General features: G+C 75.6%; 6 protein-coding genes. All 6 read right to left on the bottom strand.

The features are described from left to right. Positions 1-96: 96 nt before the first annotated feature. Positions 97-237: a hypothetical protein gene (locus tag ACF1A5_RS30535; protein WP_392196106.1), complete on the bottom strand. Its 141-nt coding sequence runs from the start codon at positions 235-237 to the stop codon at positions 97-99. Beyond that, the gene (locus tag ACF1A5_RS30530) at positions 234-2,534 is read right to left on the bottom strand and encodes a xanthine dehydrogenase family protein molybdopterin-binding subunit (RefSeq protein WP_392196105.1); all 2,301 of its coding nucleotides are present in this window, start codon (positions 2,532-2,534) and stop codon (positions 234-236) included. The genes ACF1A5_RS30535 and ACF1A5_RS30530 overlap by 4 nt, the downstream gene beginning before the upstream one ends. Then, on the bottom strand, positions 2,531-4,726 hold the full coding sequence (locus ACF1A5_RS30525; protein WP_392196104.1) for a 2Fe-2S iron-sulfur cluster-binding protein: 2,196 nt from the start codon (positions 4,724-4,726) through the stop codon (positions 2,531-2,533). Before ACF1A5_RS30525 ends, ACF1A5_RS30530 begins: the two co-directional genes overlap by 4 nt. Next, positions 4,723-5,616 (bottom strand): FAD binding domain-containing protein, encoded by an 894-nt coding sequence (locus ACF1A5_RS30520; RefSeq protein WP_392196103.1) that lies wholly within the window; start codon positions 5,614-5,616, stop codon positions 4,723-4,725. Before ACF1A5_RS30520 ends, ACF1A5_RS30525 begins: the two co-directional genes overlap by 4 nt. A gap of 323 nt (positions 5,617-5,939) precedes the next feature. Continuing rightward, positions 5,940-7,601: a beta-N-acetylhexosaminidase gene (locus ACF1A5_RS30515; RefSeq protein ID WP_392196102.1), complete on the bottom strand. Its 1,662-nt coding sequence runs from the start codon at positions 7,599-7,601 to the stop codon at positions 5,940-5,942. Positions 7,602-7,675: 74 nt separating this feature from the next. Beyond that, positions 7,676-7,963 carry a DUF3039 domain-containing protein gene (locus ACF1A5_RS30510; RefSeq protein WP_356189713.1) on the bottom strand — a complete coding sequence of 96 codons (288 nt, stop codon included), beginning with the start codon at positions 7,961-7,963 and terminating at the stop codon, positions 7,676-7,678. Positions 7,964-7,978 lie beyond the last annotated feature (15 nt).

Raw genomic sequence — 7,978 nt, 5'->3', positions numbered from 1 at the left:
ATCCGAGAACCGATCAACCCCCGACGACTTCACCTGACCCGGCCTTGGCACAACCCACCCAACGACCAGAACCCACCAAAGTCACCGGTATTGGCCCTAGGTGAAGTACACCCCGCCCAGCACCACCGCCAGGGCGGCCAGCGCGAAGACCAGGACCCAGACGAGCAGCTTGCCGACGCCGGGCGGGGGTTCGTAGCGCGGGCCCTCGGCGTCCGGGTCCGGGTGGCGGCCGCTCACTGGGTGGTCACCACCGCGGCCTGGGGGCGGATCGGAAGGCGGTTGACCGGGCGGCCGGTGGCGGCGCGCACGGCGGAGGCGATCGCCGCCGGGGAGGTCACCACGGGCACCGCGCTGACCGCCTTCGCGCCGAAGGGAGCCACCACGTCCCGCTCCTCGACGAGCTTGACGATCTGGATGTCGGGCGCGTCCAGGGCGGTGGGCAGCGCGTACCCGGTGAGGTCGGGATGGCGGATCAGCCCGCGCGGGGTGCGCAGGTTCTCCGTGAGGGCGATGCCGACGCCCTGCGTGACGCCCGCCTCGATGCGGGCGGCGACCTGCCCCGGGTTGAGCACCCGGCCGACGTCCTGGGCGAGGGCCAGCTCGACCACCCGGACCGACCCGAGCTCGATGTCCACGTCGACCACCGCGCGGATCGCGCAGAACGCGAGACCCACGAAGGCGTCGCCCTGCCCGGACTCGTCGAGCGGTTCCGTGGGATGCGGACGGCACTGGGCGGTGGCCCACAGCTCCTTGCCGTCCATCGCCTCCGTCACGGTGGTGGACAGCACCCCGTCGTACGACGTGATCTTGCCGTCGGTGATCTGGAGCAGCTCGGTGGACATGCCGAACTTGTGGGCGAGGGGCTGCAGGAGCTGCGTACGGACCATCTTCGCCGCGCGCTCCACCGCGCCGCCCGAGACCCAGGTGTGCCGGCCGCGGCAACCCGCGCCCGCCGGGGGCTGGTCGGTGTCGACCGGCGCCACGTGCACCTCGTCGATGCCGAGCGTCTCCTGCACGATCTGCCGGGCCAGCGTGGTGAAGCCCTGGCCGGTCTCCACGGCCGCGCACAGCACGGTCGCCACGCCGCCCTGGACCTTCACGGTCGCCGTGGACACCTCGTCGGCGCCCTCCGCCCCGAGCATGTGCACCATGCCCAGGCCGTAGCCCACGCCCCGCCGTACGGCGCCGGGTTCGCCCGCGCCCTCGGGGCCGCCCGGCAGCAGCCACTCCTCCTCGGGGGAGTCCTTGGGCAGCGGCGGCAGAGGGTGGTCCCGTACCGCCTGGAGCAGTTCGGCGACCGGGGCCGGGCAGGTGACCGTCTGGCCCGTCGGCAGGACGTCGCCGGTGGCCAGGACGTTGCTCAGGCGGACGTCCGCCGGGTCCAGGCCGAGCTTCTTGGCCAGCTTGTCCATCTGCGCCTCGTAGGCGGCGCACACCTGCATCGCGCCCTCGCCGCGGACATGGCCGGAGGGCGGGTTGTTGGTGCGCACGGCCCAGCCCTCGATGAAGGCGTTCGGGACGACGTACGGGCCGCACGCGAAGGCCACGGCCGCGGCCAGGGCGTCGGAGGAGGTGTCGGCGTAGGCGCCCGCGTCGAGCAGGACCTGCGCCTCGACCTTCACCAGCCTGCCCTCGGCGTCGGCGTGGTGGCGGTAGCGCAGCAGGGTCGGGTGGCGGTGCGTGTGGCCCAGGAAGGACTCCTCGCGGGTCGCCGTCAGCTTCACCGGGCAGCCGGTCTTCAGCGCCAGCAGGCCGAGCGGAAGCTGGAAGCCCTGGTCCTCGCGGTCGGCGGTGGCGCCGGGCACACCGGTGACGACGATCTTCACGCGCTCGGGGTCCAGCCCGCAGCAGGCGGCGAGCGTGTCGCGGTCGGTGTGCGGGTCCGTGGACGCCAGGTACAGCTCGACGCCTCCGTCCGGGCGGGGCACGGCGAGGCCGGCCTCGGCGCCGATCGGGGCCGGGTCCTGGCGGCCGATGCGGTACAGGCCCTCGACGACGACGTCGCCGGCCGCGTCCGGGTCGCCGTGCCGCAGCGGGATGTGGCGGATCAGGTTGCCGTCGGGGTGCAGCGGCTCGGCCTCGAAGGCCTGCTCGGGGTCGGTCACCGGGTCGAGCACCTCGTACTCGACGATGACGGCGGCCGCGGCCATCCGCGCGGTGTCCGGGTGGTCGGCGGCGACGGCGGCGATGGGCTCGCCGTGGTGGCGGACGACGTCGGAGGCGAACACCGGGCGGTCGGCCTTGCCGCGGCCGTACACCGGGGTGCCGGGCACGTCCTCATGGGTGACGACGGCGCGCACGCCGGGCATCTCGCGCGCGTGGCTGGTGTCGATGGACAGCACGCGCGCGTGCGGGTGCGGTGAGCGCAGCACGGCCGCCCACAGCAGGCCCTCGGCCCACAGGTCGGCCGCGTACGGGAAGGTGCCCTCCGTCTTGGCCGGGGCGTCGGCGGCCGGCAGGGAGGAACCGATGCCGTGCGGCGGCTCGGAGACGGGGGCGGTCTCCGCGGGGGCGGTGGCGGCCTCGTTGCTCATGCCTGGCCTCCGTCCTGGCCGTAGGGGTCGTGCGGTGCGGTCTCGGGGGACTCGAACGCGGAGGGGTGCACTCCCCCGGCGCCCGGGCCCGCCTGGTGCGGGATGCGCGGCTCGCCGGCGTCCGGCTCGGAGGCGCCGCCCCCCGCGTCCGCGTCGCGCTCGGCGACGACCTCCTGGACGGCCCGCAGGACGCCCCGGTAGCCCGCGCAGCGGCACAGGTTGCCGCACAGGGCCTGGCGGGTCTCCAGTTCGCTCGGCGCCGGGTTGCCCTCCAGCAGGTCGTGCACGGTCATCGCCATGCCGGGCACGCAGAAGCCGCACTGCACCGCCCCGCACCGGGCCAGCGCCCGCTGCACGTCCGAGGGCCGCCCGTCGGCGGCCAGGCCCTCGACGGTGCGCACCTCGCTGCCGGCCGCGGTGACCGCGGGCACCAGGCAGGAGGCGACGAGCCGTCCGTCCACCTGCACGTTGCAGGCGCCGCACTCGCCCTGCGAGCAGCCGTCCTTGGCGCCGGCGAGCCCGAGCCGCTCGCGCAGCACGTACAGCAGCGACTCGCCGATCCAGGCGTCGGTGACGGGTCGTTCGGTGCCGTTGACGCGCAGCACGTACGAGGCGAGCGGATGCTCGTCGTGCGGGGAGGCGGAGAGCGTGTCGTCGTCCGCGGGCGCCGGCCCCTGCGCTTCCCCCTCGGAACGGGTGTCCGGGGCAAAGGAGTTCGGGTCCGGGCCCACGGGGTCCGGGTCCCCGTCGCCGGAATCCGCGGACGTCGCGTCCGGGGCCGTGGAGCCGGAGGCCGTGGCGGGCCCCCGGGCGGGCCGGGGACCGGGCGCGGCCTCCTCGGCCGGGGCGGGACCCGCGGGACGCCCAGCGGGGCCGCCGGGGGCCTTTGCGGCCCCCTCGGCGTCCTCGGGGGCGCCGGCGGTCGAGCGGGCGGGGGATGCGGCCCGCTCGGAGCGTCCGGGCGACGGCTCGGCACCGTCCGCGCCGTCGTGCGCGCCGTCCGCTTCGTGAGCGTCGTACGCACCGGAAGCGCCGTCCGTGCCGCCCTCCGTGTCCTCGTCGGGCGCGGCCGCGGTGTCGTCCGGGTACGGCGCGTGCCGCGGAACGTGCCGCTCGGGGGCGTGCGGGGCGGGCCGCGCGGGGGTGTGCGCCGGGGAGTGGTCGCCCGGGTGCGCTCCAGGACCGCCGTGCGCGGGCCCCGGGTCCGGATCGGCGCCCGCGGGCTCGGCGGCGGCGTGCGACGTCTGCTCGTCGGCATACCCCGGCGGCTCGGCGTTACCGCGCTCGTCGGCGTACGACCGCTCGTCGACGTACGACCGGCCCTCTCCGTACGACTGGTCTTCCCCGTACGGCTGTTCGTCGGCGTACCGCTGCCCGTCGTCCGCGTACGCACGCTCATCCGCGTACGGCCGCTCCTCCGTGTACGGGGCACCCGCTCCGGCGTCGGCGTACGCCCCCTCGGGCCGGTGCTCGCCGTCCGGCGCGGGCTGCTGCCCCCACGGCGCGCCCGCCCCCTCCGTCGCCCAGGGCGCGGGCGCGCCGCCGGGGAGCGTGGCGGGAGGCGTGCCGCCCCACTGCTGCATCAGGGAGGACGTGGTGAACTCGCCCGATTCGTCCGGAAGGTCACCTCCGGCGACGGGGATCGACCACTGCCCGGTGACGTCGTGTCCGGACCCGTCCTGCGCCTGGCCCCCATGAGTTCCCCGACCACCATCGGACGCCTGGCCGCCGTGGGTCTCCTGGCCGCCGTGGGTCTCCTGGCCGCCGTAGGGGCCCTGGTCTCCCTGGGCGGCTCCGCCCCCCGGGAGCTCCTGGCCCCCGTGGGTCCCGTGCTGCTCCGTGAAGTGCCACTGCTGGGTGGCGCCCGGCTGGTACGTGAACCGGTCGTCCGCGCCCGGCTCCTGGGGCACCGCGTTCGGGTCGGGCCACTGGGCACCCTCGGCGGGCACGGCCCAGTGGCCCGTGGCCGCCGGATCGGCCACCTCGGCCTGGGCCGACGTCGCCGTTATCTGCGGCGGCACATAGCCGTGACCGGGCGCGGCGAGCGGGCTGTGGGCGGCCAGCAGGGCGTCGATGCCGCCCTCGGGGAGCTTCACGAAGGCGGTGGCGCCGTCGTCGTAGTCGCCCTGCGGCAGCGGGTCCCAGCGGCCGCCGCTCGCGGGCGTCCCCTCGGCGTGCTGGTCGTCGGTCACGACAACGCCCTCCCCAGTGCTCGTCGGGCCAGCGCGGCGACGGTGCGCCGCAGGTGCAGTACGGCGGGCGGAAGCTGCGGTACGGACCCGTCCTCGGCCGGGGCCGGGTCGGGGATGCAGGCCGCGGCGACGTACTCGCCGAAGGCGTTGAGCGCCTCGGGGACGATCGCGCGGCTGTTGTCCCAGTCGATGAGCTGGGCCACCCACTGCTCGGCGTCCAGCGGCCTGAGCGGCATCGGCGCTATGGCGCCGACCGCGCACCGCACCCCGCGCCGCGCCGGGTCGAGGACCAGGGCCACGGACGCGACGGCCCGGCCCGGCCCCGTCCGGCCGGTCGCCTTCAGGAAGACCTGCGGCGCGTGCAGCAGCGGCACGCGCACGTAGCCGACGAGCTCGCCCCCGCGGAGCATCTCCACCCCGGCCAGCAGATGCGACACCGGGACCTCCCGGCGGGCTCCGCCCGGGCCCGCGACGATCAGCGTCGCCTCCAGGGCGGCCAGCACGGGCAGCGCGTCCCCGGTGGGCGCGGCCGAGGCGATGTTGCCGCCCAGGGTGCCCGCGTTGCGGATGTGCGGCGGGCCCGCGGCGCGCGCGGCGGCGGCGAGCGCGGGGATCAGGGCGGCGAAGTCGGGGCGGCCCATGCGGGCGTGGGTGAGGCCCGCGCCGAGCAGCGCATGCCCGTCCTGGTACTGCCAGCCGCGGATCTCGCTGATGCGGCCGAGCCCGACCAGCGCTGCGGGCCTGAGCTGCCCGGAGTTGACGGCGGCCATGAGGTCGGTGCCGCCCGCCACGGGCACGGCGGCCGGCGTGGCGGTGAGCGCCGCCACGGCCTCGTCCAGCGTCGTGGGCAGCGTGACGGCCTGCGCCGCCTGCGGTGCGTGCGTGGTCAAACCGGCTGCCCCTTCCCGCTGCCCCCACTGGTCCCACCTGTGTGCCGTACGGTACGTGCTGACAGGCCGGACGTGGCAACTCTGGCACATCTTCGCAGGGCCCGAACGCGGGGGTCCGTCAGGAGCCTTTCACCCGTCTCACCGGGGACCTCGTCCGTTTTGGCACCGCATCACCGGTGCGGGCGAATTCCCCCTCTTCGCTGACTCCTGCGGTCTTTTTCCACCGTCTGTTCGATACGGCTGCCCGCCGGGCGGCGCCCACGGCGGCGGGAACCGGCTCCCCGCGGCGGCCGGGACCAACCGCCCCGCGGTGGCCGGGACCGCTACCCGTGGGGCGGCGGCCCCTCGGCGGGGCGGCCGAGGACGCCGGGCCGGCGCTGCCACGGCCGCGGTCCGGTGGGCGGCCGGTAGGCGACGCCCAGGGCGTCCAGGCGCCGGTAGTGGGCGGCCATCCGCCGCTCGAAGCCGGCGAAGTCCCGTTCCCCGGAGGCGGGCAGGGCGCTCCAGGCGACCTCGGCGAACGCGGCCAGCCGGGGAAAGACCTGGTAGTCCACGCGCCCGGCGTCCTCCATCACCTCGGTCCACACATTGGCCTGGGTGCCCAGCACCCGGCGCGCCTGCTCCCGGTCGAGCTCCGGCGGAACCGGCTCGAAGCGGTAGACGTCCTCCAGGGTGCGCACATGGCCGATCGGCACGGGCTCGTCCGGGCCGGGCGCCTGGCGGTGGTCCAAGTACACGTGCTGGTGAGGGCACATGACGACGTCGTGGCCCGCCCGCGCGGCCGCGATCCCGCCCGCGTAACCGCGCCAGGAGGACACGGCGGCACCCGCGGCCAATCCGCCCTCCAGGATCTCGTCCCAGCCGATGAGCCGGCGCCCGCGCGCGGCCAGCCAGCGGTCGAAATGGCCGATGAACCACGCCTGGAGCGCGTCCTCGTCCGCGAGCCCGAGTTCGGCCTTGCGGGTCTGCGCGGCGGGCGACCGCCGCCACTGCTCCTTGGGGCACTCGTCGCCCCCGATGTGCACGAACTCCGAGAACTCGGCGGCGTCCGCCGGGAACAGGCCGAGCACCTCCTCGAAGACGCCCTCGTAGAAGCGCAGGGTGTGGTCCGTGGGCGCGAGCACGTGCGGGGAGATCCCCCAGTCGTCCCAGACGGTCAGGGCGCCGGTGTCGACGACGTCGGTGTTGCCGAGTTCCGGGTACGCGGCGATCGCGGCCTGCGAGTGGCCGGGTACGTCGATCTCGGGGACGACGGCGATGTGCCGCTCGGCGGCGTAGGCGACGATCTCCCTGATGTCGTCCTGGGTGTAGTGGCCGCCGTGCGGTTTCTCCTCCCACAGCGGGGACGCCCGGTGGCCGAATCTGGTGCGCGCCCGCCAGGAGCCGACCTCCGTCAGCCGCGGATACCGCTTGATCTCCAGGCGCCAGCCCTGGTCGTCCGTCAGGTGGAGGTGGAGGACGTTGAGTTTGTGCGCGGCCATCAGGTCGAGGTGGCGCAGGACGCCGTCCTTGGGCGTGAAGTGCCGCGCCACGTCCAGCAGGAGACCGCGCCAGCGGAGGCGCGGGGCGTCCTCGACGCGCTGGGCCGGGACGGAACGGGGGGCCCGAGGCCGTACCGGGGCGCGCCGGAAGGCGTCCGGGCCGAGCAGCTGGCGCAAGGTCTGGGCGCCCCGGAAGACACCGGCCGCGTCGCCGCCGCGGATCTCGATCCCGGGGCCGGCGGCGACGGTAAGCCGGTAGGCCTCGGACCCGAGCGAGCCGTCCAGCAGCAGCCGTACGGAGCCGGGGGCGTCCTGCGCGGCGGCGGGCGGGAAGGGCAGGCCCAGGGCCGCGCCGAGCGTGGCGCGGATCCAGCGTGCGGAGGTGCCCGTGCCGGGGGCGGCCCACAGGGCGGTGTCCGCGTCCAGCACCACGGCGCCGCGCTCACCGTGCTCGACGGCGCGCGGCGCCGGGATCAGGTCATGAGCGAGCTCGTCCCGCGGCACGGACGGAGCCTAGGGACCGCCGGGGACGCCCACAAGAGGTCCGTACCCCGGAGGTCTGAACCACTCTCGGCCGGCTACTTGTCGCCGCCCTTGCCGCCCTTGCCGTCGCCGCCGCTGCTCATGGACTCGTAGATCTCCTTGCACAGCGGGCACACGGGGTACTTCTTGGGGTCGCGGCCCGGCACCCAGACCTTGCCGCACAGCGCCACGACGGGCGTGCCGTCGAGGGCGCTCGCCATGATCTTGTCCTTCTGGACGTAGTGGGCGAAGCGCTCGTGGTCGCCGTCGCCGTGGGACACCTGCGGCGTCGGCTCTACGAGGGTCCCCGTACCAGTCCCGCGCTCGGGCTCGAGAGTGCTCATACGGCAAGGGTACTG

It is taken from the genome of Streptomyces sp. NPDC014864 (genome assembly GCF_043081525.1).
GTDB lineage: Bacteria > Actinomycetota > Actinomycetes > Streptomycetales > Streptomycetaceae > Streptomyces.
This window is presented reverse-complemented; position numbering and strand designations above follow the sequence as displayed.

Bases quoted from the DNA above. Each gene is read 5' to 3' on its own strand.
- ACF1A5_RS30510 (WP_356189713.1), bottom strand. From the start codon at position 7,963: ATGAGCACTCTCGAGCCCGAGCGCGGGACTGGTACGGGGACCCTCGTA.
- ACF1A5_RS30530 (WP_392196105.1), bottom strand. From the start codon at position 2,534: ATGAGCAACGAGGCCGCCACCGCCCCCGCGGAGACCGCCCCCGTCTCC.